This is a genomic window from Aeromonas sp. (assembly GCF_050633025.1).
In the GTDB taxonomy this organism is placed as follows: Bacteria; Pseudomonadota; Gammaproteobacteria; order Enterobacterales; family Aeromonadaceae; genus Aeromonas.
In genome coordinates this window covers 1-26970 of record NZ_JBODRQ010000041.1, presented here as the reverse complement: position 1 = coordinate 26970, position 26970 = coordinate 1, and the positions used below count along the sequence as shown (strand labels likewise).

Annotated in this window: 22 protein-coding genes, 1 tRNA gene and 1 pseudogene; 10 read left to right on the top strand and 14 right to left on the bottom strand. The window is 57.1% G+C overall.

All coding sequences use genetic code 11. From position 1 onward, the window contains the following. Positions 1–285: 285 nt before the first annotated feature. From ACRAUW_RS07980 to ACRAUW_RS07965, 4 genes are all read right to left on the bottom strand, one after another. Positions 286–362: transfer RNA gene (locus tag ACRAUW_RS07980), tRNA-Ile, on the bottom strand. Between the two features lie 316 nt (positions 363–678). Then, positions 679–927: a hypothetical protein gene (locus tag ACRAUW_RS07975; RefSeq protein ID WP_431361851.1), complete on the bottom strand. Its 249-nt coding sequence runs from the start codon at positions 925–927 to the stop codon at positions 679–681. Positions 928–1202: 275 nt separating this feature from the next. Further along, positions 1203–2285 (bottom strand): oxidoreductase, encoded by a 1083-nt coding sequence (locus tag ACRAUW_RS07970; RefSeq protein ID WP_431361850.1) that lies wholly within the window; start codon positions 2283–2285, stop codon positions 1203–1205. 135 nt (positions 2286–2420) lie between these two features. After that, on the bottom strand, positions 2421–3584 hold the full coding sequence (locus tag ACRAUW_RS07965) for a multidrug effflux MFS transporter (RefSeq protein ID WP_431361849.1): 1164 nt from the start codon (positions 3582–3584) through the stop codon (positions 2421–2423). Between the two features lie 238 nt (positions 3585–3822). Here ACRAUW_RS07965 and rdgB point away from each other — a divergent pair, with 238 nt between their 5' ends. Then, positions 3823–4419 carry an RdgB/HAM1 family non-canonical purine NTP pyrophosphatase gene (rdgB, locus tag ACRAUW_RS07960; RefSeq protein ID WP_005340539.1) on the top strand — a complete coding sequence of 199 codons (597 nt, stop codon included), beginning with the start codon at positions 3823–3825 and terminating at the stop codon, positions 4417–4419. A 78-nt stretch (positions 4420–4497) separates the two neighbouring features. Continuing rightward, positions 4498–5643 (top strand): radical SAM family heme chaperone HemW, encoded by a 1146-nt coding sequence (gene hemW, locus ACRAUW_RS07955; RefSeq protein WP_431361848.1) that lies wholly within the window; start codon positions 4498–4500, stop codon positions 5641–5643. A gap of 175 nt (positions 5644–5818) precedes the next feature. Here hemW and ACRAUW_RS07950 read toward each other — a convergent pair whose 3' ends face one another. Beyond that, entirely contained in the window at positions 5819–6058 is a 240-nt protein-coding gene (locus ACRAUW_RS07950; protein ID WP_431361847.1) for an alternative ribosome-rescue factor A, read from the bottom strand. Positions 6059–6272: 214 nt separating this feature from the next. After that, entirely contained in the window at positions 6273–6728 is a 456-nt protein-coding gene (zntR, locus tag ACRAUW_RS07945) for a Zn(2+)-responsive transcriptional regulator (RefSeq protein ID WP_431361846.1), read from the bottom strand. A gap of 415 nt (positions 6729–7143) precedes the next feature. Between zntR and purH the strand changes: the two genes are divergently transcribed. Continuing rightward, entirely contained in the window at positions 7144–8736 is a 1593-nt protein-coding gene (gene purH / locus ACRAUW_RS07940; protein ID WP_431361845.1) for a bifunctional phosphoribosylaminoimidazolecarboxamide formyltransferase/IMP cyclohydrolase, read from the top strand. Between the two features lie 114 nt (positions 8737–8850). Further along, positions 8851–10137: a phosphoribosylamine--glycine ligase gene (gene purD / locus ACRAUW_RS07935; protein ID WP_431361844.1), complete on the top strand. Its 1287-nt coding sequence runs from the start codon at positions 8851–8853 to the stop codon at positions 10135–10137. A gap of 164 nt (positions 10138–10301) precedes the next feature. Here the strand turns inward: purD and ACRAUW_RS07930 are convergent. From ACRAUW_RS07930 to rpsU, 5 genes and pseudogenes are all read right to left on the bottom strand, one after another. Further along, positions 10302–10593: pseudogene (locus ACRAUW_RS07930) on the bottom strand (IS4 family transposase); the annotation flags it as partial. Between the two features lie 122 nt (positions 10594–10715). Beyond that, on the bottom strand, positions 10716–12611 hold the full coding sequence (gene rpoD, locus ACRAUW_RS07925; protein ID WP_290439001.1) for an RNA polymerase sigma factor RpoD: 1896 nt from the start codon (positions 12609–12611) through the stop codon (positions 10716–10718). Positions 12612–12794: 183 nt separating this feature from the next. Further along, positions 12795–14582 carry a DNA primase gene (gene dnaG / locus ACRAUW_RS07920; RefSeq protein ID WP_431361843.1) on the bottom strand — a complete coding sequence of 596 codons (1788 nt, stop codon included), beginning with the start codon at positions 14580–14582 and terminating at the stop codon, positions 12795–12797. An 88-nt stretch (positions 14583–14670) separates the two neighbouring features. Then, positions 14671–15114: a GatB/YqeY domain-containing protein gene (locus tag ACRAUW_RS07915; RefSeq protein WP_431361842.1), complete on the bottom strand. Its 444-nt coding sequence runs from the start codon at positions 15112–15114 to the stop codon at positions 14671–14673. Positions 15115–15129: 15 nt separating this feature from the next. Further along, positions 15130–15345 (bottom strand): 30S ribosomal protein S21, encoded by a 216-nt coding sequence (gene rpsU, locus ACRAUW_RS07910; RefSeq protein WP_005309452.1) that lies wholly within the window; start codon positions 15343–15345, stop codon positions 15130–15132. 179 nt (positions 15346–15524) lie between these two features. Here rpsU and tsaD point away from each other — a divergent pair, with 179 nt between their 5' ends. Then, positions 15525–16538, top strand: a complete 1014-nt coding sequence (gene tsaD, locus ACRAUW_RS07905) for a tRNA (adenosine(37)-N6)-threonylcarbamoyltransferase complex transferase subunit TsaD (protein ID WP_005349085.1) — start codon at positions 15525–15527, stop codon at positions 16536–16538. Between the two features lie 242 nt (positions 16539–16780). Here tsaD and ACRAUW_RS07900 read toward each other — a convergent pair whose 3' ends face one another. Together ACRAUW_RS07900 and aspA are read right to left on the bottom strand one after the other, a co-directional pair. After that, complete coding sequence (locus ACRAUW_RS07900; RefSeq protein ID WP_431361841.1) at positions 16781–18100, bottom strand: anaerobic C4-dicarboxylate transporter; 1320 nt, start codon at positions 18098–18100, stop codon at positions 16781–16783. A gap of 126 nt (positions 18101–18226) precedes the next feature. Then, positions 18227–19669, bottom strand: coding sequence for an aspartate ammonia-lyase (aspA, locus tag ACRAUW_RS07895; protein ID WP_431361840.1), 1443 nt, complete (start codon positions 19667–19669; stop codon positions 18227–18229). A gap of 445 nt (positions 19670–20114) precedes the next feature. Between aspA and ACRAUW_RS07890 the strand changes: the two genes are divergently transcribed. After that, positions 20115–20591 carry an FxsA family protein gene (locus ACRAUW_RS07890; RefSeq protein WP_431361839.1) on the top strand — a complete coding sequence of 159 codons (477 nt, stop codon included), beginning with the start codon at positions 20115–20117 and terminating at the stop codon, positions 20589–20591. 47 nt (positions 20592–20638) lie between these two features. On the opposite strand, the gene ACRAUW_RS07885 is transcribed toward ACRAUW_RS07890, so the two are convergent. After that, positions 20639–21973 (bottom strand): MATE family efflux transporter, encoded by a 1335-nt coding sequence (locus tag ACRAUW_RS07885; protein ID WP_431361852.1) that lies wholly within the window; start codon positions 21971–21973, stop codon positions 20639–20641. A gap of 260 nt (positions 21974–22233) precedes the next feature. Here ACRAUW_RS07885 and ACRAUW_RS07880 point away from each other — a divergent pair, with 260 nt between their 5' ends. From ACRAUW_RS07880 to ACRAUW_RS07865, 4 genes are all read left to right on the top strand, one after another. After that, positions 22234–22527, top strand: coding sequence for a co-chaperone GroES (locus ACRAUW_RS07880; protein WP_005309514.1), 294 nt, complete (start codon positions 22234–22236; stop codon positions 22525–22527). A gap of 43 nt (positions 22528–22570) precedes the next feature. Continuing rightward, positions 22571–24205, top strand: coding sequence for a chaperonin GroEL (gene groL / locus ACRAUW_RS07875; RefSeq protein WP_431361838.1), 1635 nt, complete (start codon positions 22571–22573; stop codon positions 24203–24205). A 101-nt stretch (positions 24206–24306) separates the two neighbouring features. Continuing rightward, the gene (locus tag ACRAUW_RS07870) at positions 24307–24807 is read left to right on the top strand and encodes a molybdopterin-binding oxidoreductase (RefSeq protein WP_431361837.1); all 501 of its coding nucleotides are present in this window, start codon (positions 24307–24309) and stop codon (positions 24805–24807) included. Positions 24808–24829: 22 nt separating this feature from the next. Beyond that, positions 24830–26764 carry a putative bifunctional diguanylate cyclase/phosphodiesterase gene (locus tag ACRAUW_RS07865; RefSeq protein WP_431361836.1) on the top strand — a complete coding sequence of 645 codons (1935 nt, stop codon included), beginning with the start codon at positions 24830–24832 and terminating at the stop codon, positions 26762–26764. Positions 26765–26970: the final 206 nt, after the last annotated feature.

The window sequence follows — 26970 nt, the reverse complement described above, 5'->3', positions numbered from 1 at the left end:
GAACGATTTGAACAAAAAACACTCATGATCTTGCCTTGGTGTAACCCCGCTTTTTTCAACATATAGAGATAGAAAAGGGAAATCTGGGGAGGAGAAAAAATTTTAGCAATGGTTCTCAAAGGAGAACATTTCGAAGAGGCTGATAATTTTTCTTCTTGGTGGAGAAAAAATTTTTTGAGGGTCTGGGGAGTGCTTTTAGAGTGGTTACTCTACAGGCTGAGATATCCTATAGGTATCCTATTGAAAAGAGGGTTAGCGAGTACTATCTCGCTAACCCTCTGGAATTGGTGGCCCCTGGGGGACTTGAACCCACGACCAATCGATTATGAGTCGACTGCTCTGACCAACTGAGCTAAGGGGCCAAATTGTGCGTTTAGCGGCGTGGATTATAGGGGAAGAGGAAAGGGCAGTCTATAGGTATATCAACCACTTGGCGACTAATTGTACGGGGTGGTAGAGCGTAAAAGCGGGTCGTAAGGGGAAATAACCGCCAAAAAAGCCGCTCATCATGATTGGCTTCAGATTGCTGAAGAAGCCCCCTCTTTTTCAAAGAGGGGGCTTGTTTAGCTCGGTACTACAGGGTTGCTCACTGGCTGGCAAGTCGCCATAGTGGCTACTTTCGCCATAAAAAACGGGCCCGAAGTTGCCTTCGGACCCGTCTTCAAATGAGGTGCAGGCTTAGTTGGCCTTGGCATCGCTCACTGCAGCTTCAACCTTGGTAGCGGCTTCGGTAGCAGCTTTTTCTACGGTTGCAGTCGCTGCGGAGGTAGCCTTCTCTACGGTAGAGGTGGCTTCGCTAGCGGCTTTTTCTACAGTGGCAGCCACTTCGGCGGCCGGAGCAGCAGCAGGAGCGGCAGCTTTTTCTTCTTTCTGACCGCAAGCGGTCAACATCAGACCCAGGATACCGGCTACCAGTACTTTGTTCATGTGCATTCCCTCAAAAAAAGATGGAGAGATGGTTGGTGCAACCATCACAGCGCCCACCGTTGCCCGGTATGGAAACAAGAAGCCGGGAGGCAGTAGGCGGGCGCAATATAGCCCCATTAGTTACCGATGAAAACGGATATCACAATGACATTTTTTCGTGCCGTTGATAAAAAGCTCCACTGTAACGAGTGGTGTTAATACAAGATGTTGCAAAATTCGGCACTGTGCACGATAAATGACCATGTTTATATGGTATCTTGGCACATTAACAAGGTTTACGCTGGGTGAAAGAGGTCGATGCCCGCGCCTTGGTCAGACAGTTTCTGACAGGACAGCCGTTTTCCCTCAAGATGACTCTGACGGGCCAGATCCAGCAGCGCCATCACCGCCAGCGCTTCACTTGCTGGCACCGGGTTGCTTCCCTCCCCCTTGATGGCGGCGCAGACACCGCGATAGTAGGCGCCATAATCCCCCGCCTCACCCACCACGCTCTGCTGCTGCAACTGACCATCGACAATGCGGCTGAGCTGACCGGGTTCACTATCCATGCCCCAATCCGCAGCCGGCGGCCGCAAGCCCTGCTTGAGCTGATCTTCCTGCACATCCATACCGAATTTCACGAACGAGCCTTGGTTGCCGTGGACGATGAAACGCGGCATGGTGGCCGAGACCAGACAGCTGCCATGCAGAATAACCCGCAGAGCACCGTAACCCAGCACCACATGGAAGTAGTCGTCCGCCAGTGCGCCGGGACGCTGCTCGGCCAGATCGGCCTGCAGCCAGTCCGGCTGGCCGAACAGCTGCAATGCCTGATCCAGCACGTGGGGGCCGAGATCGAACCAGAGTCCGGAACCCGGGCCACCCGCTTCGCGCCAGCGCTGGCGCACTTCGGGGCGATAGCGATCGAAGTGGGATTCGAACTGGGCGATCTGCCCCAGCGTCCCTTCGGCAATCAAACGGCGCACGGTGAGAAAATCCCCGTCCCAACGGCGGTTGTGGAAGATGCTGAGCAGTCGCTGCTGCTTTTCGGCCAGTTCGACCAGCGCTTGTGCCTCGGTCAGATCCAGTGCAAAGGGCTTGTCGATGACGACGTGCTTGCCTGCCAGCAGCGCCTGACGGGCGAGGGGAGCGTGGGTATCGTTGGGGGTGGCGATCACTACCAGAGCGACGGTCTCATCGCTCAGCACCTGTTCCAGTGAACCGACCCGGCAGTCGGGCAGATCGGTCTGCACCTTGGCGGCATCGCGGCTCACCACCCAACTCAGGGACAAGCCCGGTGTGGAGGAGAGGAAGGGGGCGTGGAAGGTCTTGCCTGCAAAGCCATAGCCCACCAGGGCTGCGTTGAGAGTGTGGCTCATCGGGAGTTCTCCGCTGACATCGAGTGAGTGGGGTTGCCATCGCAGGCAATCTGCCGGATGGCCATACGCTGTAAAGGCGATACAAACGAGAAGGGGGCCGATGGCCCCCTGAGTGTGCCCATCAGAGCACAGGATTTATTGCAAACACAAGCGGCGACCGCGCCGGGTCATCAGCATCACCAGGGGCGGCAGCAGCAGCCACATATGCAGTGCCAGCTGGCTGAGCGGGTCATGCATCAGGGTACCGGTCAAGCCAACCAGAGCGCCGGATCCACTCATCTGGAACAGGCCGAGCAGGGCGGCGGCGGTACCGGCGCAATGGCCGAATGGTGCCAGCGCCATCCCGGCGGCCGAGCCCAGAATCATGGCAAAGCCGATGGCAGAGAGGAATACTGGCCCCATCATCGCCAGCGGATGCTCGATATGCATGGCCAAAGTCAAAGTGATGGCCGAGAGCATCAACACCAGCAGGCCGATGCGCAGGGTGCGTCTTGGCCCTACCTTGGCAATAAAGCGCGGTGCCACAAAGCAGGCCAGAATGTTGAGCGCGGCGTTGGCGGTAAACCAGTAGCTAAAGCCGCTCATATCGAGTCCCAATTTCACCATCAGCTGTACCGGTGCGGCGGTGACGTAGGCGAGGATCACCGCCATCGTCAGCATGCACAGGGACGCATTGAACAGGAAGCTGGGGGAGCGCAGCACCGGGCTGTAGCGAGACCAGCTGATGAGGGCCCCTTCACTGCGGGTCTTCTCCGGGCGGGTCTCCGGCATCCGCCACAGCAGCCAGCTGCCGACGATGAGCGCATAACCGGCCATAAACCAGAAGTTGGCAGACCAGCCCGCCTTGGCGGTGAGCCAGCCACCGAGCAGGGGCGCCAGCGCAGGAATAAAGCAGATGGCGCCATTGAGATAGGAGATCATCTGGCCGCTCTTTTTCGGGCCGTAGCTGTCACGCACCACCGAGAAGGCGGCGACCGAAGTAGCGCAGGCGCCAAAGCCCTGCAGCACTCGCGCCAGCATCAATTCGCCGAGGCTGGCGGCAAAACCCGCCCCCAGCGCGCTCAGGCCATAGAGCAGCACGCCGCAAAGGGCGATGGGCTTGCGACCGTAGCGATCGGCCAGCGGGCCAACAAGCAGTTGCCCCAGCCCCATGCTGAACAGGAACCAGGTGATGGTGCCCTGCATCAGAGTTACTTCGGCGCCCAGCTGCTCAGCCATCTGCGGGATGGCGGGCAGGTAGATGTCGATAGCCAGCGGACTGAACAGCACCAGTAGTACGAGCAAAAGTATCAATGGCATCTGTCACCTCTTTAGTCAGCCAGGCTAATGAATTGGGGCGCGAGTCTACTGACTCCCAGTAATGAATAGAAATGGTATTTAATCACTTTGGTTATTCCATTATGGAAACATGTATTAAAAAGTGGGTGATTCGATGGCGGCAAATCCCCCGTAACCCCATCACAGCGGGTGTAATTGACGCTTTTACTAAACGCTTGCGCCGCATAGAATGCGCAGATTATTTTTGCGGAGGTGCTCGATGAACAAGCTTGTCCTGGCAACAGGTAACCAGAAAAAGGTGAAGGAATTGGCCGCCATGCTGGCCGATATGAAGATCCAGGTGATCCCACAGAGCGAGTTTGCGGTCTCCGATGCTGATGAGACCGGCACCACCTTCGTCGAGAATGCCATCATCAAGGCCCGCCACGCCGCCCGCATTACCGGTCTGCCCGCCGTGGCCGATGACTCCGGACTGGAAGTCGATCTGCTGCAAGGGCGCCCCGGCGTCTACTCCGCCCGCTTTGCCGGTGTGGGTGCCGGCGACAAGGCCAACATCGAGAAGCTGCTCGGTGAGCTGCAAGGTGCCCCCGAGTACCTGAAGAGCGCCCGCTTCTGGTGTGTGCTGGTCTATATGCGCCACGCCGACGATCCCACCCCCATCATCTGTCAGGCAAGCTGGGAAGGGATGATCATCGACGAGCCGCGCGGTCAGCACGGTTTTGGCTATGACCCCGTCTTCTTCGTGCCGGATCACGACTGCACCGCCGCCCAGATGCCCGCCGAACTGAAAAACCAGCTGAGCCATCGTGGTCAGGCGCTGGCCAAGCTCAAAGCGGCGCTGGCTGCGGCGCACTGAGTCACTTCGCCACACACGGTCAATTACACATAGTCATCTACAATGGGGGCCTTGAGCCCCCGTTTTATTGGAAGCCCCATGCTGCAACTGCCGCCGCTCTCTCTCTATATTCATGTGCCCTGGTGCGTCCAGAAGTGCCCTTACTGTGACTTCAACTCCCATGCCCAGAAGGGGGAGTTGCCTCACCTCGAATATGTCGCCGCTCTGCTGGAGGATCTGGATCAGGATCTGAAGTGGGCACAGGGGCGGCCGCTCTCCTCGATCTTTATCGGTGGCGGCACCCCTAGCCTGTTGACGGTGGAGGCAATGCAAGCCTTGCTGGACGGGGTGCGGGCCCGTATTCCGCTCGCCGCAGATTGCGAGATCACCATGGAGGCCAATCCGGGCACGGTGGAGGCAGACAAGTTCGCCGGTTTCCAGCGCGCCGGTATCAACCGCATCTCCATCGGCGTGCAGAGCTTCCAGCAGGAGAAGCTGACCCGCCTCGGTCGCATTCACGGCCCGGAAGAGGCGCGCAAGGCCGCCGCACTGGCCCATGCCATCAAGTTGCCCACCTTCAATCTGGATTTGATGCACGGTCTGCCGGATCAGAGTCTGGATGATGCCCTTTATGACCTGCAGCAGGCTATCGACTGCGCACCGCCGCACCTCTCTTGGTATCAGCTCACCATAGAGCCGAACACGGCGTTTGCCTCCAAGCCGCCCAAGCTGCCGGAAGATGACACCCTGTGGGACATCTACGAGCAGGGCCACGCCATGCTCACCGCCAGCGGTTATCGTCAGTACGAAATCTCGGCTTACGCCAAAGAGGGCTATCAGTGCCATCACAACCTCAACTACTGGCGCTTTGGTGACTATCTGGGGATCGGCTGTGGCGCCCACGGCAAGGTGACCGATCTCGCTAATCAACAGATCCTGCGCACCGCCAAGGTGAAGCATCCGAAAGGGTATCTGGACAAGAGCCGCTCCTATCTGGACGAGCAGTGGCAGGTGACGGCAGACGATCTGCCGCTCGAATACTTTATGAACCGCTTCCGCCTGTTTGAACCTGCCCCCAAGGCACAGTTCGAGGCCTATACCGGCTTGCCGCTGGAGCGGGTGGAGACAGTGCTGACCATTGCCCAGAGCAAGGAGCTGATCGAGGACTTGGGGGAGAGCTGGCAGCTTACCTCCCTCGGCCACCGCTATCTCAACGTGCTGCTCGAACTGTTTATGGATGAGTGAAAACGGGTTCACGATCTTGCTGCGAAGCCGTGATCAAGGTTCATGCGCGGCTCTTCACCTTGCTGACAGCTTCTCGCGACAGGTCGTGAGCCAGTTTTGGCGAACCGTGTTTCGAGATAACAATCAGGGCGCCAGCCAATGGCGCCCTGATTGTTTATGGTCGGTAGAAACCCGCTCAGCAGCAGACGCGGATCATCTGCTGTTGGCCGGGCTCCCACCGCTTGCCAAATTTGGCCTTGCGCTGGTAACTCCCCTTGCCCTTCTTGTTGCGCTCGACCCGGCTGCGAAACAGGGGATCGGAGAGCAGGGCATGCAGATGGTTATCCTTTATCTCGCCGCGCTGATGGGCATAGCTGCCCCCTTGCGCATTTTCCTCACGGGGGAGGGCGGGTTGAACGACCCGGATCTTGGCCATGATGGCTCCTCTTCTTCTCTTTTGGTGTGTTGATGCTTGTGTCTGGATGGCGGTTTTCGCTGCGGGCGCTTGTTCAGGTTAGCGCCCGGCAACCGGATGCACTGGCACCGGTTAAAAACGCGGCGATTTTGTCACCAAATCGCCGCCGGAGCAATGCGTCGGACGTGCCGAGTCAGTCACACTGAGCCAGGCACGCTCGGTCAGACATACCATGTCAGCCGTGAACAGTGTCATGCTGGTCGTGGCTGTGATGCTCGGGATGGGCCGGGGCGCCAGATTCCAGCGTCTCGAGGATGGCGCAGTGCTCGGCCGAGCGCGGCCCTCCGCAGCAGATATTGGAGAGCTCGCGCAGGTTGTCGCGAAAGCGGGTCAGTTCGATGATCTTCTGCTCCACCTGGGCCAGTTTGGTGTCGGCCACCGCTTTCACCTCCTGACAGGTGACTTTGGCCTTGTTGGTATCGAGGTCGAGCAGCTCGCCGATATCGGCCAGCGAGAATCCCACCGACTTGGCGCGAATGATGAACTCCAGCCGCCGCTTGTCCTGTTCGCTGTAGAGGCGGTAGCCGGATTCGTTGCGGATCCCCGGTGAGATAAGCCCGTTCTTCTCGTAAAAACGCAGGGTATCTGCCTTGACCCCGCACGCCTTGGCCAGTTCACCGATCCGATACATGCTCTCTCTCCCCTTGAATGTATGCCGCAACAAAAACCGGAATCCACTATCACCCCTTTGCCCATGGATTGCCAGCCAAGGGCATAAAAGGGGCAGACAAAAGTTGGTTTCACAGCTCTTTAGCTATAAAACCCTTAAATGGCAAACGTTTGGCTGAGGTTGGGTGGCAAACGTTTAACGCCGCGCCACACAAGGAGTTTGCTATTTAAAAAATCCACCACCCGGCACATTTTTTGTGTAGAATACGCGCCCATAAGAGAGTGCCGCACCAAGCGGGCATTTCCTAAAACGCTTTTGCCGGATGTCGGGGCGAGAGTGGTTTGCGAAATCCCCCACTTCCATTTATTTGGGGACTCTCTGTGTTGAGCCTCGCCTCCCATGGAACGGTCCCCGTTATGTTGAGGACGATAGTGTGATGGAACAAGCTCGACCCATTCGCCGTGCACTGCTGAGTGTGTCTGACAAAACTGGCATTCTGGAATTTGCCAAGGCACTCAACGAGCGTGGTGTTGCCCTGCTCTCCACAGGCGGTACCGCCAAGCTGCTTGGCGAGGTGGGTCTGCCGGTGACCGAGGTCTCCGACTACACGGGTTTCCCTGAAATGATGGATGGCCGGGTCAAGACCCTGCATCCCAAGGTTCATGGCGGCATCCTCGGCCGTCGGGATCAGGATGACGCCATCATGGCCCAGCACGCTATCGCCCCCATCGACATGGTTGTCGTCAACCTCTATCCCTTTGCTGCCACCGTAGCCAAAGCGGGCTGCACCCTGGCAGATGCGGTCGAGAACATCGACATCGGCGGCCCGACCATGGTGCGTTCTGCCGCTAAAAACCATAAAGATGTCGCTATTGTCGTCAAAGCTGCCGACTATGATCGGGTTATTCGCGAGATGGATGCCAACGGCAACAGCTTGAAACTGGCGACCCGTTTCGATCTGGCCATTGCCGCCTTCGAGCACACAGCCGCCTACGACGGCATGATCGCCAACTACTTCGGTACCATGGTCCCCTCTTATGGCGACAACAAGGAGGGTGACGAGGAGTCCCGCTTCCCGCGCACCTTCAACAGCCAGTTCATCAAGAAGCAGGACATGCGTTACGGTGAAAACAGCCATCAGGCAGCCGCCTTCTACGCCGAAGAGCATGCTGCGCCGGGTTCTGTCTCCAGTGCAACCCAGTTGCAGGGCAAGGCGCTCTCCTACAACAACATCGCCGATACCGATGCGGCGCTGGAGTGTGTGAAGGAGTTCAGCGAACCAGCCTGCGTCATCGTCAAGCATGCCAACCCCTGCGGCGTGGCCATCGGTAACGACCTGCTGAGTGCCTACGATCGCGCTTACCAGACCGACCCCACTTCTGCTTTCGGCGGCATCATCGCCTTCAACCGGCCGCTTGATGGCGTCACTGCCGCTGCCATTGTGGCCCGACAGTTTGTTGAGGTGATCATCGCCCCGACCGTCAGCCAGGAGGCCCGTGACGCAGTCGCCGCCAAGCAGAACGTGCGTCTGCTCGAATGCGGGCAGTGGACGGCTCCGGCGCAAGGGGTTGACCTCAAGCGCGTCAACGGCGGCCTGCTGGTGCAGGAGCGGGATCTCGGCATGGTGACGCTGGGCGACCTGACCGTGGTCAGCAAGCGTCAGCCGACCGAGGCCGAGCTGCAGGATCTGCTGTTCTGCTGGAAAGTGGCCAAGTTCGTCAAATCCAACGCCATCGTCTACGCCAAAGATGGCCAGACCATCGGCGTCGGCGCAGGCCAGATGAGCCGTGTTTATTCGGCCAAAATCGCCGGTATCAAGGCGGCGGACGAAGGGCTGACCGTGGCGGGCTCCGTGATGGCCTCCGATGCCTTCTTCCCGTTCCGCGACGGTATCGATGCTGCCGCTCAGGCCGGTATCTCCTGCGTGATCCAGCCGGGTGGCTCGATGCGCGATCAGGAGGTGATCGATGCCGCCGACGAGCACGGTATGTGCATGGTCTTTACCAACATGCGCCATTTCCGTCATTGATGGGTCAGGGGCTGCCGATGGCGGCCCTTTTGTTGTCTCTTTTCAACTGGCTATTTCCACTGACTGACGGCCCGGGTGGCCGTCCGGTGACCACAAATAGAAGCGAGCGATACGATGAAAGTACTGATCATTGGCAATGGTGGCCGCGAACACGCTCTGGCCTGGAAGGCCAAACACTCCCCGCTGGTACGCCACGTTTTTGTGGCGCCGGGCAATGCGGGCACCCAGCTTGAGCCGGGTGTCGAGAACGTTGCCATCGACGCGACCGATATCGAAGGGCTGCTGGCCTTTGCCAAAGAGAAGCAGGTCGGCCTCACCATCGTCGGGCCGGAAGCGCCGCTGGTGAAAGGGGTGGTGGATGCCTTCCGCGGCGCCGGTCAGCCTATCTTCGGCCCGACCGCTGCCGCTGCCCAGCTGGAGGGCTCCAAGGCTTTCACCAAGGATTTCCTGGCCCGTCACGCCATCCCGACCGCCGAGTACCAGAACTTCACCGAAGTGGAGCCTGCACTCGCCTACCTGCGCGAGAAGGGCGCCCCCATCGTCATCAAGGCCGATGGTCTGGCGGCGGGCAAGGGGGTGATTGTCGCCATGACCTTGCAGGAGGCGGAAGAGGCGGTGCGCGACATGCTCTCCGGCAATGCCTTTGGCGAAGCGGGCTCCCGGGTGGTGATTGAGGAGTTTCTGGAGGGGGAAGAGGCGAGCTTTATCGTCATGGTCGATGGCGAACACGTGCTGCCGATGGCCACCAGTCAGGATCACAAGCGGGTTGGCGACGGTGATACCGGCCTCAACACCGGCGGCATGGGGGCTTACTCCCCGGCGCCGGTAGTGACCGCCGAGGTGCATCGACGCGTGATGGAGCAGGTGATCATGCCGACCGTGCGCGGCATGGCGGCCGAGGGTAACGTCTACACAGGTTTCCTCTACGCCGGTCTGATGATCGACGGTGCAGGCAATCCCAAAGTGATCGAGTTCAACTGTCGTTTCGGCGATCCCGAGACCCAGCCCATCATGCTGCGGATGCAGTCCGATCTGGTAGAGCTCTGTCTGGCGGCTTGCGCAGGCAAGCTGGATCAGAAAGAGGCCATCTATGATCCCCGCGCCGCCATCGGCGTGGTGTTGGCGGCGGGTGGGTATCCTGGCGATTACAGCACCAACCACCCCATCAGCGGCTTGCCGGTGGATGAAGTGGCCGGTGAGAAGGTGTTCCATGCCGGTACCCGTCTGGAGGGTGATACCAGCCTGACCGCTGGTGGCCGCGTGTTGTGCGCCACCGCCCTCGGTCACACAGTGGCACAAGCCCAGCAACGTGCCTATCAGCTCGCTGGCCGCATCAAGTGGGATGGCGTCTTCTACCGCAAGGATATCGGCTGGCGCGCCATTGCTCGCGAACAGGAGTAACTGACGCACGCAAATGGCCAGCTGATTCAGACCCCGCTACGGCGCAATGTTGTTCACTTAAGCGGAGCCACATTGTGATCTACAGGAAAACGGGTCTTTGATATCTTCACCGTCCTGGGTCTCGATGGCCTGGGGCGTATTTTATGAACATTTCCCCAATACAACCTCGCAACTCCGCCAGTCTCCGTGGCATGTTTGAACAACCACTCGAGCGGCTTTTTGCCGAGTCGCTGACGGGCTTGAGACAGGGCACTGCCAGCGAGTTGGAGGTCATTGGCCAACCCGTCTATACAGATGTTGAGGCGGCGAGCGACGCCGGTGAATCGTGGCCTTTTCAGACAAGGCCGCAGCGGCAGTAATCCATTCGTCGGGAATATGGTCGGCAAAAATTGCCAACCGAGCCAGCATGTCGCCAGATGTCTCCATAACGTCGTTCAGGTCGTTTGCAATTGACAAAAAAATCCGGAACCAGTGACTGGTTCCGGATTGTCCTACTGCGGAAGGATCGATCAATGGATCCTTAACGGATCAGCATTGCTGCATATCGGGCTTTGGCAAGCAGGTTTGCACGACCCGGATTATTCGTCCAGGAAGCTGCGCAGCACTTCAGAGCGGCTCGGATGGCGCAGTTTGCGCAGTGCCTTGGCTTCGATCTGACGAATACGCTCACGGGTAACATCGAACTGCTTGCCCACTTCCTCTAGGGTGTGGTCAGTGTTCATGTCGATACCGAAACGCATCCGCAGTACCTTGGCTTCGCGGGCGGTCAGGCCAGCCAGCACTTCGCGGGTGGCGTTGCGCAGGCTTTCGCTGGTCGCCGCATCCGCTGGCAGAGCCAGGGTGGTATCTTCGATAAAGTCGCCCAAGTGGGAATCTTCATCATCACCGATGGGCGTCTCCATGGAGATAGGCTCTTTGGCGATTTTCAGTACCTTGCGGATCTTGTCTTCCGGCATGCCCATGCGCATGGCCAGCTCTTCCGGGTTCGGTTCACGCCCCATCTCCTGCAGCATCTGACGGGAGATTCGGTTGAGCTTGTTGATGGTCTCGATCATGTGTACCGGGATACGGATGGTACGGGCCTGATCCGCGATGGAGCGGGTAATGGCCTGACGGATCCACCAAGTTGCATAGGTCGAGAACTTGTAGCCACGACGGTATTCAAACTTGTCTACCGCCTTCATCAGACCGATGTTGCCCTCCTGGATCAGATCCAGGAACTGTAGGCCACGGTTGGTGTACTTCTTGGCGATAGAGATAACCAGACGCAAGTTGGCCTCAACCATCTCTTTCTTCGCACGGCGGGCCTTGGCCTCACCGATGCTCATGCGACGGTTGATATCCTTGATCTGGGCAATCGACAGACCGGTCTCTTCTTCAATCTGCTGCAGCTTGCCGATGGCGCGCTGAATATCCTCGTCCATTTCAACCAGACGTGGAGACCAGGCTTTGCCAGCCTGCTTCTGGTATTCGAACCAGGCAGTTTCACACTCGTTGTTGGTGAAGGCCGCGACGAAGGTTTTCTTCGGCATCTTGGCCTGCTCAACGCAGAGCTTCATGATGATGCGTTCCTGCACGCGGACGCGCTCCATCATTTCGCGCATGTTGTTGACCAGGCGATCGAACTGCTTGGGCATCAGGCGGAATTGACGGAAGACATCGGCCAGCTGGGCGATGGCGGCCTGGGTATCGTCGTGCGCGCGACCATTCTTCTGAATGGAGAGGCGGGTCACTTCATACTGGGCACGCAGTTCGCCAAACTTCTCGCGAGCGACTTCCGGATCCGGACCACCGTCACCGTCATCGTCAGAGCTGTCGCCATCTTCGTCTTCGTCTTCTTCGTCCTCTTCATCTTCGTCAGCCAGATCGTCTTCGCCGAGCTCGGAACCGATATGCGTGGCGGTAGGCGCCATGTCTTCGGTTTCGTTCGGGTCAATAAAGCCAGAGATGATGTCAGAGAGACGCAGCTGCTCGGCTTCGTACTTGTCGTACTGTTCGAGCAGGTAAGTAATTGCTTCAGGGTACTCGGCTACGGAGCTTTGTACCTGGTTGATACCGTCTTCGATCCGCTTGGCGATGTCGATTTCGCCTTCGCGGGTCAGCAGTTCGACGGTACCCATTTCCCGCATGTACATGCGGACGGGATCGGTCGTGCGACCAATCTCAGATTCAACAGATGCCAGAGCCTGGGCCGCTGCTTCGGCAGCGTCCTCATCGGCGGTACCACCTTCAGCCATGATAAGGTCATCGGCATCCGGAGCGTTTTCAACCACTTGAATGCCCATATCGTTGATCATCTGAATGATGTCTTCGATCTGGTCTGAATCGACAATGTCTTGCGGGAGGTGATCGTTCACCTCGGCATAGGTCAGGTAGCCCTGTTCTTTACCTTTGGCAACGAGGAGTTTAAGCTGAGACTGCGGGGTTTGCTCCATAGAACTCATCCGGTTGGTGTTGCTAGGTTGCGCGTACAGTGCGCTGCTGCGCAAATAGCCAATTCTAATAGAAAACCGCCAGACATGCTATGTCTGGTTGCGGCGTCGGTCATGAGAAACCCCTGCCCGCAGTATTGTCGGGGCCAGGCGGTTATAAAAATTTTGCTTTTCATCCCGTCGATTCGGGCAACGCTATCCATATTGGGACTAATCACTCAAATATCAAGCCCCACTCTCATTTCTTTTCTCAATTTGCACCTCTCTTATCAGCATCATCAGCTCTTGGGTTTCTTCGGAGCTTAGTCCTTCCTGAGCCACTTTGGCCTGCAATTCTTCGATCCGCTGTTTCAGAAACTGGTTGATGAAGCCGACAAAGGTGTCCTGCAATTCTCCCAGAATATCCGGATCCTGATCGAGTTTGATCTCCTCGAACAGGTCGTGCATCGCCAACTGGGCGAGAATTTCCCCCTCTTTGGTGCCGCGCCAGTGTTCCAGCAGGATACCGGTTGTGATACCGGGCTGTGCCAGGATTTGCTGGTGAAGTTGCAGCAGGAACTTGATGCCCTGTACGCGCAGTCCGGCCAATTCCGGCATCGGGGGAAGCTCAGCCGTTACTGCCGGATATTGCACCATCAGTGCCAGCGCACGCCGCAGTGGCGTCAGCTTGGCTGCCTTGGGTTTGTTTACCTCGGCCTTGGGCTGACTGTTGCGGGCAAAGAGCTCGGCGATGCGCTGCTTGTTCTCACCCCAGCGCATCATGCTGGAGAGGCGGGTGATCAGCCCTTCGCGGGTAAACCCTTCCGGTACGCGACGAATAAGCTCGGCGGCCTTGTTGGCCACTTCGAACTTGCCTGCCTCACCGGAGAGCGCCGCATCCCGGCCGAGACGCTCGAACATGAAGTCAGCGAATGGCTGGGCTTCATCGAGCAGGGCTTCGAAGCCCTCCTTGCCGATCTGGCGTACCAACGAGTCGGGATCCTCTCCATCGGGCAGAAACACGAACTTCAGCTCGCGGCCATCCTGCAGATGAGGGAGGGCATTATCCAACGCCCGCCACGCGGCTTCACGACCAGCGTTGTCACCGTCGTAGCAGCAGACCACCTCGGCGGTGGTGCGAAACAGAGTGTGGATATGGTCGCTGGTCGTTGCAGTGCCCAGCGCCGCCACCGCATAGTCGATGTCGTACTGACCGAGTGCTACTACATCCATGTAGCCTTCCACCACCAGGATCCTACGTGGATCCTTGTGTGCCTGCTTCACCTCGTAGAGACCGAACAGCTCCCGCCCTTTATGGAAGATGGGGGTCTCGGGCGAGTTCAGGTACTTGGGGGTGCCATCACCGAGCACCCGGCCACCGAAACCGATGACCCGGCCACGCTTGTCGCGGATCGGGAACATGATGCGATCGCGGAAACGATCATAACTCCCCGGGCCATTGTCACGGGTGATCAGCATGCCGCCCGAGATGAGCAACTGTTCGTGATCCCGGCTGGTACCAAAGCGGCGGCGTACCTGATCCCAGTCACTTGGGGCATAACCGATGTTGAAGCGCTTGACTACTTCGCCGGTCAGACCGCGCCCTTTGAGGTACTCCACCGCGTGGGGGGCACTCTTGAGATTGCTCTCGTAGAAGCGGGCGATCTGGTTCATCAGCTCGAACAGATCCTTGCTAACGGCGGGCTGACTATTGGCCGAGCCGCCGATGCTCTGCTCGCGAGGTACCTGCATGCCTTGCATGCTGGCGAGCTCTTCGATGGCATCGGGAAATTCGAGACCGTCGTACTCCATGACAAAGCCGATGGCGTTGCCGTGGGCGCCACAACCGAAACAGTGGTAGAACTGCTTCTCCTGGCTGACGGTAAAAGAGGGGCTTTTTTCGTTATGAAAAGGGCAGCAAGCCTGGTAGTTCTTACCGGCTTTTTTCAGCCGCACTCGCGAGTCGATCAGCTCGACTATGTCTGTGCGTACGAGCAGATCGTCGATAAAGGATTGGGGGATCCTGCCTGCCATAACCGTCCTGTTTCATTGCGGAGAAAATAAAAAAGCCGCGCATTCCAAGGGAAGCACGGCTTCTTCGACCAAACAAGAGAGTTGCCTGTTACGCCAAGCGGGTTTTCACCTGAGCACTGACGGCGCCGACATCGGCACGCCCCTGAATTTTCGGCTTCAAGACAGCCATGACCTTGCCCATATCAGCCATGACGGCAGCACCACTTTCAGTGATGGCTTGCTCGATCAGAGTGGCAATTTCATCTGCGGTCAGCTGTTGCGGCAGGAATTCCTGCAACACAACGATCTCGGCGGACTCTTTGTCGGCGAGATCCTGGCGACCGGCAGTTTCAAATTGGCTGATGGAATCGCGGCGCTGTTTAACCATTTTGGTCACGACAGCGAGGATATCCTCATCATTCAGCTCGATACGGGTATCGACTTCACGTTGCTTGATTTCTGCCATCAACAGGCGGATCGCTCCCAGACGTGCCTTATCTTTGGCAAGCATGGCGAGTTTTTGTTGATCCTTGAGTTGATCCTTCAGAGACACGGCAATATCTCCCGATTAGTACAGGCGGATACGACGTGCGTTTTCGCGAGACAGCTTCTTGGCGTGACGCTTAACGGCAGACGCTTTGGCGCGCTTACGAATGGTAGTCGGCTTCTCGTAGAACTCACGGCTACGAACTTCGGACAGGATACCGGCTTTTTCGCAAGAACGCTTGAAGCGACGCAGAGCAACGTCAAACGGCTCATTTTCACGGACTTTGATTACTGGCATGTGCCTTTCACCTCAGTGATAAATTGTTAGCTGACCTTCAATCGATCAGCATGTCTTAAAATGGTGCGAAATTATACTCTGGACAGGGAATGAAAGTAAACCCGCAGAGATCGCTCTGGTTTAAAAAACCCGCGAAGGTTACCATAGCCGTCTCATTTTAGCAGTGAAAATTTTTAGCAATGCGTGTATTGGGCATAGAGACATCCTGTGACGAAACCGGGATCGCGATCTTCGATGATCAAAAAGGGATCCTTTCCCACCAGTTATATAGCCAGGTCAAGCTGCATGCGGACTACGGTGGCGTTGTCCCCGAGCTCGCCAGCCGGGATCACGTTCGCAAGACGATCCCGTTGATCCAGGCCGCATTGCAGGAGGCGGGACTGGGCAAGGATGACATCGACGGCATCGCCTATACCGCGGGTCCGGGTCTGGTTGGCGCCATTCTGGTGGGAGCGACCATTGGCCGTTCGCTGGCGATGGCGTGGAACAAGCCAGCCATCGCCGTCCACCATATGGAAGGCCACCTGCTGGCCCCCATGCTGGAAGAGAAGGCCCCCGAGTTCCCCTTCGTGGCGCTGCTGGTCTCCGGTGGTCACTCGATGCTGGTGCGGGTCGATGGCATTGGCAGTTATCAGCTGCTGGGGGAATCTATCGATGATGCTGCCGGCGAGGCGTTCGACAAGACCGCCAAGCTGATGGGGCTGGACTACCCGGGGGGCCCGCTGCTCTCCCGTCTGGCCGAGAAGGGCACCACCGGACGCTTCCACTTTCCCCGCCCGATGACTGACCGTCCGGGGCTTGACATGAGTTTCTCCGGCCTCAAGACCTTCACAGCCAACACCATCGCCGCCAACGGTGATGATGAGCAGACCCGCGCCGATATCGCTCGGGCGTTTGAAGATGCGGTGGTCGATACCCTGGCCATCAAGTGTCGTCGTGCTTTGAAAGAGACCGGTCTTAAGCGTCTGGTGGTCGCCGGTGGCGTCAGTGCCAACCGTCATCTGCGCGCCCAGCTGGCCGAGCTGATGGAGAGCCTCAAGGGTGAGGTGTTCTATCCGCGCACCGAATATTGCACCGATAACGGCGCCATGATCGCTTACGCCGGTATGCAGCGCCTGAAAGCGGGCGTGTTCGAACCGCTGGCGGTCAAAGCCGTGCCGCGTTGGCCGCTGGATACCCTGGATCCGGTTTGATCCGACGGATCCCGCCTTCTGGCGCGGTGGTGAGTACCATGGTGGCCTACGGCTCCTGCAATCAGGCTGCGGCGGTTATAGCGCTGCTGGCACGCGGTTGCATTGGCTGCTGTCGCTGTGGTTGATCCATCCGGATAAGAGGTTGGGTCTCTTGCTGCCAGACAGCCAAGCACAGAGTAAGGAGATAAAAAAATCCCCGCCAACTGGCGGGGATTTTTGTTTGGTCATCGGCAAGCGATAGATTACAGCAGGATGCCGCCGAAGAAGAAGCCCAGCGCCACGGCGATGGCGATGGTGGCGGTGCCCGGTACGAAGAAGGGGTGGTTGAAGACTGCCTTACCGATACGGGTGGAGCCGGTGTCGTCCATCTCTACCGCGGCCAGCAGGGTTGGGTAGGTCGGCAGTACGAACAAGGCGCTCACGGCGGCGAAAGAGGCAATTGCAGTCAACGGGCTGACACCCAGCGCCAGTGCTGCAGGCATCAGGGCCTTGGTGGTAGCGCCTTGTGAATAGAGCAGCATAGCGGCAAAGAACAGCACCACGGCCAGCAGCCAGGAGTACTGGTTCAGCAGGTCGCCAGCGACCAGCTGGATAGTGTCCATGTTGCCTTTTACGAAGACGTTACCCAGCCAGGCCACACCTAGTACGCAGATACAGGCGGACATACCGGACTTGAAGGTCGGCATGTTGGTCACCTGGGTGGCGTCCAGTTTGCACACCAGGGTCATGATGGTGGCCGCGGCCAGCATGATGCCCATGATGGCGCCATCGCGAGGGATTGGCGGGTTGGTGATCAGGCCTACTTTACCTGAGATGGCGGTGGCATAAGCCATGACAGCAACGATGGCGGCGATGAAGATCCAGACCGACAGTTTGGCGTATGGCTTGATCTCAAGCTTGGTAGTACCACGTAGCTTGATTTGGCCCTTGGCTTTGCGCTCCAGATAGACCTCGTCCTGATCCAGCGGTTTGCCCAACATGTTGGCAATGAAGGCGCCCAGGATGCAGGCCAGGAAGGTTGAGGGAATGCAGATGGCCAGCAGGGTCAGGTAGTCAACACCAAACGGCTCGAGCATGCCGGAGAAGGCAACCACAGCGGCAGAGATCGGGGAGGCTGTGATGGCGACCTGGGAGGAGACCACCGCAATAGAGAGCGGACGGGACGGACGGATCCCCTGCTCTTTGGCCACTTCAGCGATCACCGGCAGGGTAGAGAAGGCGGTATGACCGGTACCGGCCAGCATGGTCATCAAATAGGTGACCACCGGGGCGGCGAAGGTGATGTATTTGGGGTTTTTGCGCAGTGCTTTTTCAGCAAGAAAGACTAGGTAATCCATCCCGCCTGCCAGTTGCATACAGGCGATGGCGCAGATGACGGACGCGATGATCATGATCACATCCCAAGGGATGTAACTGACCAGTTGATCGCTCGGGATGGGCATGCCCAGAACCCAGGTCAATACCAGTACCCCAAGACCCCCGGCAAAGCCGATGCCGATGCTGCCTATCCGGGCGCCCAGATAGATAGCGGCGAGCACGACAAGTAACTCGATTCCAATCATAGCGATAACTCCATTTTTTAGTTTTTTGGTTTTTATCTGGCGAAAAGCCAATTCCCGATCGGACTGGGGATAAAGACCAATCGGGAACTGACTTTATGGGCCGGGAAGCTCCCGGCCCATGCTCGCTTATACAGTGGCTTCGCGGGTGAAGCGCTTGGCCTTGTATTGCGGGTTCATCAGGTTCTCGATGGAGAGGATCTCGTCCAGCTGTTCGGCGCTCAGCAGGCCGCGATCCAGCACGACTTCGCGGACGTTCTTGCCGGTCTGGGCACAGATCTTGCCGACGATATCCCCTTCGTGGTGGCCGATGAAGGGGTTCAGGTAGGTCACGATACCGATGGAATTCAGCACGTGATTCATGCAAATTTCCGGGTTGGCGGTGATCCCTTCCACGCACTTCTCGCGCAGGGAGATACAGGCTTTTTCCATCAGGCTCAGGGATTCGAACATCGCCTGACCAATCACCGGCTCCATGACGTTCAGCTGCAGCTGACCGGCTTCGGCGGCGAAGGTGATGGTGATGTCGTTACCGAATACCTTGAAGCAGGATTGGTTGACCACTTCCGGGATAACCGGGTTGACCTTGGCTGGCATGATGGAGGAACCCGCCTGCATTTCCGGCAGGTTGATCTCTTTCAGTGCAGTGCGCGGGCCGGAGGAGAGCAGACGCAGGTCATTACAGATCTTGGACAGCTTCATGGCCAGACGCTTGATGGCGCCGTGCAGCATGACGTAGGCACCACAGTCGGAGGTGGCTTCAATCAGATCTTCTGCCGGCACATAGGCACGGCCGGTGATCTCGGCCAGACGTTTGATGGCCAGTGCAGAGTACTCGGGGGGGGTGTTCAGACCGGTACCGATGGCGGTGGCGCCCAGGTTCACTTCCAGCAGCAGCTCCTGGCAACGCTTGATGGACTTGATCTCTTCACGCAGGGTGACGGCGAAGGCGTGGAACTCCTGACCCAGGGTCATGGGCACGGCGTCCTGCAGCTGGGTGCGGCCCATCTTCAGGATCTTCTTGAACTCGGCAGCCTTGGCATCGAAAGCGGCGATCAGCGCTTCCAGGGCAAACAGGGTGGTGTCGGTGCTGTTCACCACGGCGACGCGGAAACCGGTGGGGTAGGCATCGTTGGTGGACTGGCACTTGTTGACGTGATCGTTCGGGTTGATGACTTCGTAGCGGCCTTTCTCCAGACCCATGATCTCCAGAGCGATGTTGGCCAGTACTTCATTGGTGTTCATGTTGACGGATGTGCCGGCACCGCCCTGGTAAACATCGACCGGGAACTGGTCGAAGCACTTGCCGGTGTTCAGCATCAGGTCGCAGGCTTCCACGATCTTGTCTGCAATTTCAGGACGAATGGTGCCCAGTTCGCCGTTGGCCAGCGCTGCAGCCTTTTTGGTCAGCACCATGCCGCGGACGAATTCCGGAACGTCAGAAATCTTCTGAGAGCTGATCTTGAAGTTCTCGACAGCGCGCAGGGTGTGCACGCCATAGTAGAGATTATTGGAAACTTCTTTGGTGCCCAGCAGGTCTTCTTCAATGCGGACGCTCTTGATGTCGCTCATTGTAATGCCTCAGAAATCAGATAAATGGAACAATCCTCACCGAGTGGTCGCGAGTTCCTTGCGCACAGCTCATCCTGAAGCACCACACATCGAGTGGGGCGGTTGGGAGAATGGCCTCCCGAAAAACTAATCAGCATACTACTCCAATTGAGGTATCAGTTATTAGAGCTGGATCACTAATTTTGAGAGATTTTTCAAATTACTTTGAGATATTGGAGAGTGTGTTGAATGAAATTTATCTGATTGATTTATTTCTTTTTTTTCTTGTTTACTGATCTTGTTGACTGTTGATGATACGGAGGAGGATGGTTGGGCAACTTGAATTAGAGAGCCACAGCCCCCACTTACCAAGCAGGAAAGTGGCGATGTTGCGGTAGAAAGATCGCCTTTACCCATCGTGTTATGGGGGTCATTTTTTATCAAAATTACTGGTGCTGGAGTGGATATGGGCAAGTTGTTTCTGTCGTTGCTGGGTCTGGTTGTACTGGAACTCACCGTGATGATCGAGGTCGGCTCGGTAATCGGGGCGCTGCCGACTGTCGGCTTGCTCATACTGACCGCGGTATTGGGCTCCTCGCTGGTGCGCAGTGAAGGGATCAAGACCCTGTTTAGCGCCCAGCAAAAGATGCAGATGGGCGAGATGCCGGGCCGCGAGGTGATGGGGGGCATGATGCTGGCGTTGGCCGGTTTGCTGCTGATTATCCCGGGTTTCGTGACCGACATTTTCGGTGTGCTGTTGCTGCAACCCTGGCTGCGCAACAAACTGGCTGACAAGCTGATCGGCAGCAGCCAGTTCCGGATGCAGATGGGCGGTTTCCAGCGTACTCAATCGCCGTTTGGCAACGCACCGTCCGATGATCATCTGGGGAACGCCAAGCAGGGCGGCACCACCATCGAAGGCGAATTTGAGCGCAAAGAGTGAGCGTAAAGAGTAATCGACGAGACGAAAACCCGAGGCGAGTGACTGAATCAGGGTTTGCCCTGATGGCACAAGGCCTCGAAGCGGTGTCGGGCATACCACCATGCGAGGGTGCCCGCCGCCAGATTGGCCAGCAAGATTCCCAGATAGATCCCCTGTTCTCCCCCCAGCTTTGCCCCCAGCCAGGCTCCTGGCAACAGAAAACCAAACAGTCGCAATCCATTGAACAAGAACGAGATACTGGATGCCCTCACGCCATTGAGTGCCGAGGCCAGCAGCATCACCATGCCCTGAAAGCCGTAACCGATCGGCACCAGATGTAGATAGAGAATGATGAGGCGAATGACTTGCGGATGATCGCTGAACTGATTGGCGATCTGCGGGGCGAGCAGCCAGGTCAGGCCATAAATGGCGAGCTGGAACAGCAGCGCAAACCTCATGCAGCTCTGCAGTGCAGCTTTGGCGCGGGCAGGATTACCGGCACCGCAGTTTTGCGAGATGAAAGGGGCCAGTACGGAGGCGAGGGCCATCATCACGATCAGCAGCAGTGCCTCGACCCGCGACGCGGCGCCGTAAGCGGCCACCACCTCGGTACCCAGTCCTGCAAAGATCGTCATCAGCACCGCATTGGCCAGGGGGTTGAGCATATTGGTAAAAGAGGCGGGGACGGCGACATGGAGCAGCGATCGCCAGTGGTATAGCAACCGGGCCCGCGGCGAGAGGCGCCACAGCAGCAACCCTTCCCGATGACGCAGGATATAGAGGCTGACCAGCATCGCCATCAGCCATGAGAGAGAGGTAGCGATGGCGGCCCCGCGGATCCCCCATTCGGGAAAGGGGCCTATGCCGAAGATCAACAGAGGATCCAGCACTCCGTTGACCAGCCCGGCTACCGCCATCACCAGACTGGGGGTTTTGGTATCGCCGGTCGCCCGGATGGCGGCATTGCCCACCATGGGCAGCACCAGCATGGGGACGGTGAGATACCAGATCAGCATGTAGTCATGGATGAGGGAGATAAGCTCGGCACTGGCGCCCAACAGGGTAAACAGAGGCTGGATGGTGAGAGCGCCCCCAGCGGAGAGCAGGGCCACCACGATCACCGCCAGAAACAGGCTGTCGGTGGCGAGATGGGCAGCCTCATCGTGTTTGCCCTGCCCCAGGGTGTGACCGATCACTGCTGACAATCCGGCGCCCAATCCCATCGCCAGCGAGGTAACCACAAAAGTGACGGGAAAGGTAAAACTGATGGCGGCCAGTGCTTCGGTGCCCAGCATACCGATAAAAAAGGTATCGACCAGATTGAAGGCCTGAATGGCGATGATGCCGAAGATCATGGGGCCCGTCATCTGGCGCAGTACGACCGAGATGGGGGCTGTCAGCATGGGGTTGGTGCGGGTCAAGGGCTCGTCTCTACAGCTGGCTTTGCAGGTTCTGGCATGGCAACCGGGCGGCTTGAACCGACCTTGCACCAGGGGGCGGACATGGCTGAACCATCGAAGAAGTTTATAGTACGTGAAAAATTTTTTTTTGTATTTGCCCTTGAAGGGTTAGCAACTCTGCCCCACATCAGGGACATATCTAATTTGGCCTGGAACGGCCATTCCTCAAAGCAACAATGAGACTCATTTTGGGAGAGTTATCGATGAAAATTCGTCCACTGCACGACCGCGTCATCATCAAGCGCATCGAAGCTGAAGCCAAATCTGCCGGCGGTATCGTCTTGACTGGTACTGCGGCCCAGAAGTCCACCCGTGGTGAAGTGCTTGCCGTAGGGACTGGTCGCATCCTGGATAATGGCGATGTGAAAGCGCTGGCCGTGAAGGTTGGTGACAAGGTTATCTTCAACGAAGGCTACGGTGTGAAGACCGAGAAGCTGGATGGTCAGGATGTCCTGATCCTCTCCGAAACCGACATCCTGGCGATTGTCGAAGAGTAATCCATCCTCCTTTTCCCCGAATTGATTTAAGGACTGAAGAAAAATGGCAGCTAAAGACGTTAAGTTTGGTAACGAAGCCCGCATCAAGATGCTGGAAGGCGTAAACATCCTGGCTGATGCCGTCAAGGTGACTCTGGGCCCGAAAGGCCGCAACGTGGTGCTGGACAAGTCCTTCGGCGCCCCGACCATCACTAAAGATGGTGTTTCTGTTGCGCGCGAAATCGAGCTGGAAGACAAGTTCCAGAACATGGGCGCCCAGATGGTCAAGGAAGTGGCTTCCAAGGCGAACGATGCCGCCGGTGACGGTACCACTACTGCAACCGTTCTGGCTCAGGCTATCGTCAACGAAGGTCTGAAAGCCGTTGCCGCCGGTATGAACCCGATGGATCTGAAGCGTGGTATCGACAAAGCCGTTGTGGCTGCTGTTGCCGAGCTGCAGGCGCTGTCCCAGCCGTGTGCTGACAGCAATGCCATCGCTCAGGTGGGCACCATCTCCGCCAACTCCGACGAGAAAGTGGGCAAGCTGATTGCCGAAGCCATGGACAAAGTGGGTCGCGATGGCGTCATCACCGTTGAAGATGGTCAGGGTCTGGAAGATGAGCTGGCAGTTGTTGAAGGTATGCAGTTCGACCGCGGCTACCTATCTCCGTACTTCATCAACAAACAGGAAACCGGTTCTGTCGAGCTGGACGACCCGTTCATCCTGCTGGTTGACAAGAAAGTCTCCAACATCCGCGAAATGCTGCCGGTGCTGGAAGGTGTTGCCAAAGCGGGCAAACCGCTGCTGATCGTTGCCGAAGACGTAGAGGGCGAAGCCCTGGCTACTCTGGTGGTCAACACCATGCGCGGTATCGTGAAAGTGGCTGCCGTCAAGGCGCCGGGCTTCGGTGACCGTCGCAAAGCCATGCTGCAGGATATCGCCGTACTGACTGGTGGTACTGTCATCTCTGAAGAAGTTGGCATGGAGTTGGAAAAAGCGACGCTGGAAGATCTGGGTCGTGCCAAGCGCATCGTCATCACTAAAGAGAACACCACCATCATCGATGGCGTGGGCGATGCCGGTGTGATCGAAGGCCGTGTTGCCCAGATCCGTCAGCAGATCGAAGAGACCTCTTCCGATTACGACCGTGAGAAGCTGCAAGAGCGCGTAGCCAAGCTGGCTGGCGGTGTTGCCGTGATCAAGGTTGGTGCTGCCACCGAAGTCGAGATGAAAGAGAAGAAAGCCCGCGTGGAAGATGCCCTGCACGCTACCCGCGCCGCTGTTGAAGAAGGTGTGGTTGCCGGTGGTGGTGTAGCGCTGGTGCGCGTAGCTGCCAAGCTGACTGGCCTGCGTGGTGATAACGAAGACCAGAACGTCGGTATCAAGGTTGCACTGCGCGCCATGGAAGCCCCGCTGCGTCAAATCGTCATCAACGCTGGTGAAGAAGCCTCTGTCATTGCCAACGCAGTGAAGAACGGTGAAGGCAACTTCGGTTACAACGCTTACAGCGAACAGTATGGCGACATGCTGGCCATGGGTATCCTGGATCCGACCAAGGTAACCCGTTCTGCCCTGCAGTTTGCCTCTTCCATCGCCGGTCTGATGATCACCACCGAGTGCATGGTCACCGAACTGCCGAAGAAAGATACCCCTGCCATGCCTGACATGGGCGGCATGGGCGGCATGGGCATGATGTAATCATCCCCCTTGCTCTAGTTGACAAACGGCTCGCCCAAGGCGAGCCGTTTTTTTATATCTGACTAAACTGAGTCTGTTGAGACAGCAAATTTGGGGGTGCTATGAAGATGTTTGGTTGGCTGACGCTACTGTGTTCATTGGTCATCATGCCGGTAATGGCTGCTGAGGCGCTGACTGGGCCGGTGATCCTGAAAGTGGGTGGCAACATCAGGTCGGCAGACGAAGTTGATGGCAAGGTGTTGTTTGATCTGGCCAAACTGCAGGCTCTGCCGCAACATGAGATAGTGACCGGCAACCCGTGGGTGGATAAGCCGCACACCTACAGAGGCCCAAAACTGGCCGATGTATTGGCTGCCGTCGGCGCGGATGGCAAGACCATTACGTTGACGGCGCTGAACAGTTTCCAGATCCACATTGAATGGGACAAGGTTGCCAAATACGACCCTATCCTTGCCTGGCAAGACAATGGCGTCGTCATGAGGGTGCGCGACAAGGGACCAATCTGGTTTATGCTGCCTCTAGATCAATATCCGGAATTGAAGCGCTCTGAATATACCGACATGATGATCTGGCAGCTGGATTTGATAGACATTCAACACTGATAAAATGTCACGGGAGCATGGGGTGAAAGAAAAGACCAGGGCGTGGCCACTGCTCGTCATTCTGTATGTATCCATCCTGTCGTTTACCGGGAGCACCCTCTATTGCCTGATGCAGATCCAGAATGCGACCAGAGCGATGGAGAAATACACCTATGATGTCTCCTGGGCGTTGATGCAGTTGCAGTTGGAGCTCGGGCGTTTCCTCAATGCGGTAGAGGTCTATCACTATGGCGGCATTGATCATGACACTTTGATGCTGCGTTATGACATCCTCTGGAGCAGAACACCCATCCTGTTGAGTGGTCAGCTGCGCAAAAGCATGCAGGACAAGCAGAAAACCTTGCGTCTGGTACAGCTGATTGAAACCAGTATTCGCCAAATAGAGCCCGAGATCACCCAGTTGCAGAGCGGTGCATCCGATTATCAGCAGATCATGATGCGCCTCGCCCCGCTGCAAGAGCCGCTCTCCTACTCCCTTGCCTCCGTTATGCAGAAGAACATCAACATCTATTCCGAGAACGATCGCTATTTTGGTCAGCTGCGTAATGCCCTGCTGTTGATGGTCTCCGGTCTGGTTGTCTCGGTGCTGCTGCTCAGCATGCTGCTTATATATGAAGGGCGCCGTCATTTCAGAGTGGCCAGACGGGATCCGCTGACCGGGTTGTCCAATCGGGTTGCCTTGCTGGAGCGGATGGAGGTATACGCCACTCAAGAAGTACCGTTCGGACTGGTGCTGGTCGATATCAACGACTTCAGGGATATCAACAGCAAGTTTGGCTATGACACCGGTGATTATCTGCTTTGTGAGTTTGCCACCCGGATCCGAGTGCTCTGCGAAGAGGGAGAGTGGAGCGGACGTCTGGGGGGGGATCAATTTGCCATTATCCAGCGTGGCAGCAGCGATCTGCGTCAGGTCAGGGAGCTGGTAGCACGACTGCTGCATGCGCTGAAGCAAGATATCGTCTATGACAACTATCCCTTCCGGCTTGAAGTCGGGATCGGGATTGCCTTCTATCCGATGGACAGCGACAAGACTCAGGAGCTGTTGAGTCGTGCGGAACAAGCCCTGTTCCATAGTCGCAAGACCCATGTCCCCTATGTGATTTACGATAACTCCCTGCTCAACGAGACGGCGCGGCGCAAGCATTTGGCGTCGGAAATGATCATGGCGCTGGAACACAATGCGCTGGAACTCTATTACCAACCCATCGTCAATCTCGAGAGTGGCCGCTGTGAAGCTGTCGAGGCTCTGCTGCGTTGGCGGCATCCAGAGCTCGGTTTCATTCCGCCAAACGAAGTGATTATGGTGGCTGAGGAGTTCCAGCTTGCCGAACGGGTTGGGAGCTGGGTGCTGAACACAGCTTGCGAGCAGCTCTATCAGTGGCACCAGCTTGGTATGGTTGATCTGCAAATGTGTGTGAATATCTCGCCAGGCATGTACCAGCGTAATTTGCTCAAATTGGTGGCCAAGGCATTGATGGAGCACCACCTGCCTGCCCGTAGCCTGGTCTTGGAGGTCACGGAAGATACCACCATGCGCGAAGTGAAAAACTCGCTGCAACTGATGCAGGATCTCAATCAGCAGGGGGTACAGCTGGCATTAGACGATTTTGGGACTGGTTATTCATCTTTGAGTTATCTGCAAAAGTTACCGGTCAGCAAGGTGAAGATCGACCGTTCATTTATACAGGGTATTGACACCTCAATGGAGGCATCCGAACTGGTCGCCAATATTTGCCGGATGGGGTCGATGCTGGGCAAGAGTCTGGTGTGTGAAGGGATTGAGACACAGGCCCAGTTGGATGTGCTGCGATCCCTGACCGATATCCACCTCTATGGTCAGGGATATCTGTTCAGCCGGCCAGAACAGGCAGAGAAAATCTATCAAACCTTGCTAGAGATGGAGGGGCTTTGGCTGGCGCGTCAGCAATCCAAAATGGCCAGCATAAGTTGTTGATGGGGACACTTGGCTGTCATCCGCCCCCAGAATACGTGACGCAGTTTATTTTTTCCTCGCATTGTTTGTTGTTTGAACAGTTGTGCTGTTTTATCAAAAAAACATGTGATTTATCCTTGCCAGAACAAATTCACTCCCTATAATGCGCCTTCATCGACAGGGCAAGCGGCAACGCAAACCACCTCGTCGATAACCTCGAAAAGCCT

Coding starts and splice junctions, on each gene's coding strand:
- ACRAUW_RS07975 (WP_431361851.1), bottom strand. CDS start 927: ATGAACAAAGTACTGGTAGCCGGTATCCTGGGTCTGATGTTGACCGCT.
- ACRAUW_RS07970 (WP_431361850.1), bottom strand. CDS start 2,285: ATGAGCCACACTCTCAACGCAGCCCTGGTGGGCTATGGCTTTGCAGGC.
- ACRAUW_RS07965 (WP_431361849.1), bottom strand. CDS start 3,584: ATGCCATTGATACTTTTGCTCGTACTACTGGTGCTGTTCAGTCCGCTG.
- rdgB (WP_005340539.1), top strand. CDS start 3,823: ATGAACAAGCTTGTCCTGGCAACAGGTAACCAGAAAAAGGTGAAGGAA.
- hemW (WP_431361848.1), top strand. CDS start 4,498: ATGCTGCAACTGCCGCCGCTCTCTCTCTATATTCATGTGCCCTGGTGC.
- ACRAUW_RS07950 (WP_431361847.1), bottom strand. CDS start 6,058: ATGGCCAAGATCCGGGTCGTTCAACCCGCCCTCCCCCGTGAGGAAAAT.
- zntR (WP_431361846.1), bottom strand. CDS start 6,728: ATGTATCGGATCGGTGAACTGGCCAAGGCGTGCGGGGTCAAGGCAGAT.
- purH (WP_431361845.1), top strand. CDS start 7,144: ATGGAACAAGCTCGACCCATTCGCCGTGCACTGCTGAGTGTGTCTGAC.
- purD (WP_431361844.1), top strand. CDS start 8,851: ATGAAAGTACTGATCATTGGCAATGGTGGCCGCGAACACGCTCTGGCC.
- dnaG (WP_431361843.1), bottom strand. CDS start 14,582: ATGGCAGGCAGGATCCCCCAATCCTTTATCGACGATCTGCTCGTACGC.
- rpsU (WP_005309452.1), bottom strand. CDS start 15,345: ATGCCAGTAATCAAAGTCCGTGAAAATGAGCCGTTTGACGTTGCTCTG.
- tsaD (WP_005349085.1), top strand. CDS start 15,525: ATGCGTGTATTGGGCATAGAGACATCCTGTGACGAAACCGGGATCGCG.
- ACRAUW_RS07900 (WP_431361841.1), bottom strand. CDS start 18,100: ATGATTGGAATCGAGTTACTTGTCGTGCTCGCCGCTATCTATCTGGGC.
- aspA (WP_431361840.1), bottom strand. CDS start 19,669: ATGAGCGACATCAAGAGCGTCCGCATTGAAGAAGACCTGCTGGGCACC.
- ACRAUW_RS07890 (WP_431361839.1), top strand. CDS start 20,115: ATGGGCAAGTTGTTTCTGTCGTTGCTGGGTCTGGTTGTACTGGAACTC.
- ACRAUW_RS07885 (WP_431361852.1), bottom strand. CDS start 21,973: ATGCTGACAGCCCCCATCTCGGTCGTACTGCGCCAGATGACGGGCCCC.
- ACRAUW_RS07880 (WP_005309514.1), top strand. CDS start 22,234: ATGAAAATTCGTCCACTGCACGACCGCGTCATCATCAAGCGCATCGAA.
- groL (WP_431361838.1), top strand. CDS start 22,571: ATGGCAGCTAAAGACGTTAAGTTTGGTAACGAAGCCCGCATCAAGATG.
- ACRAUW_RS07870 (WP_431361837.1), top strand. CDS start 24,307: ATGAAGATGTTTGGTTGGCTGACGCTACTGTGTTCATTGGTCATCATG.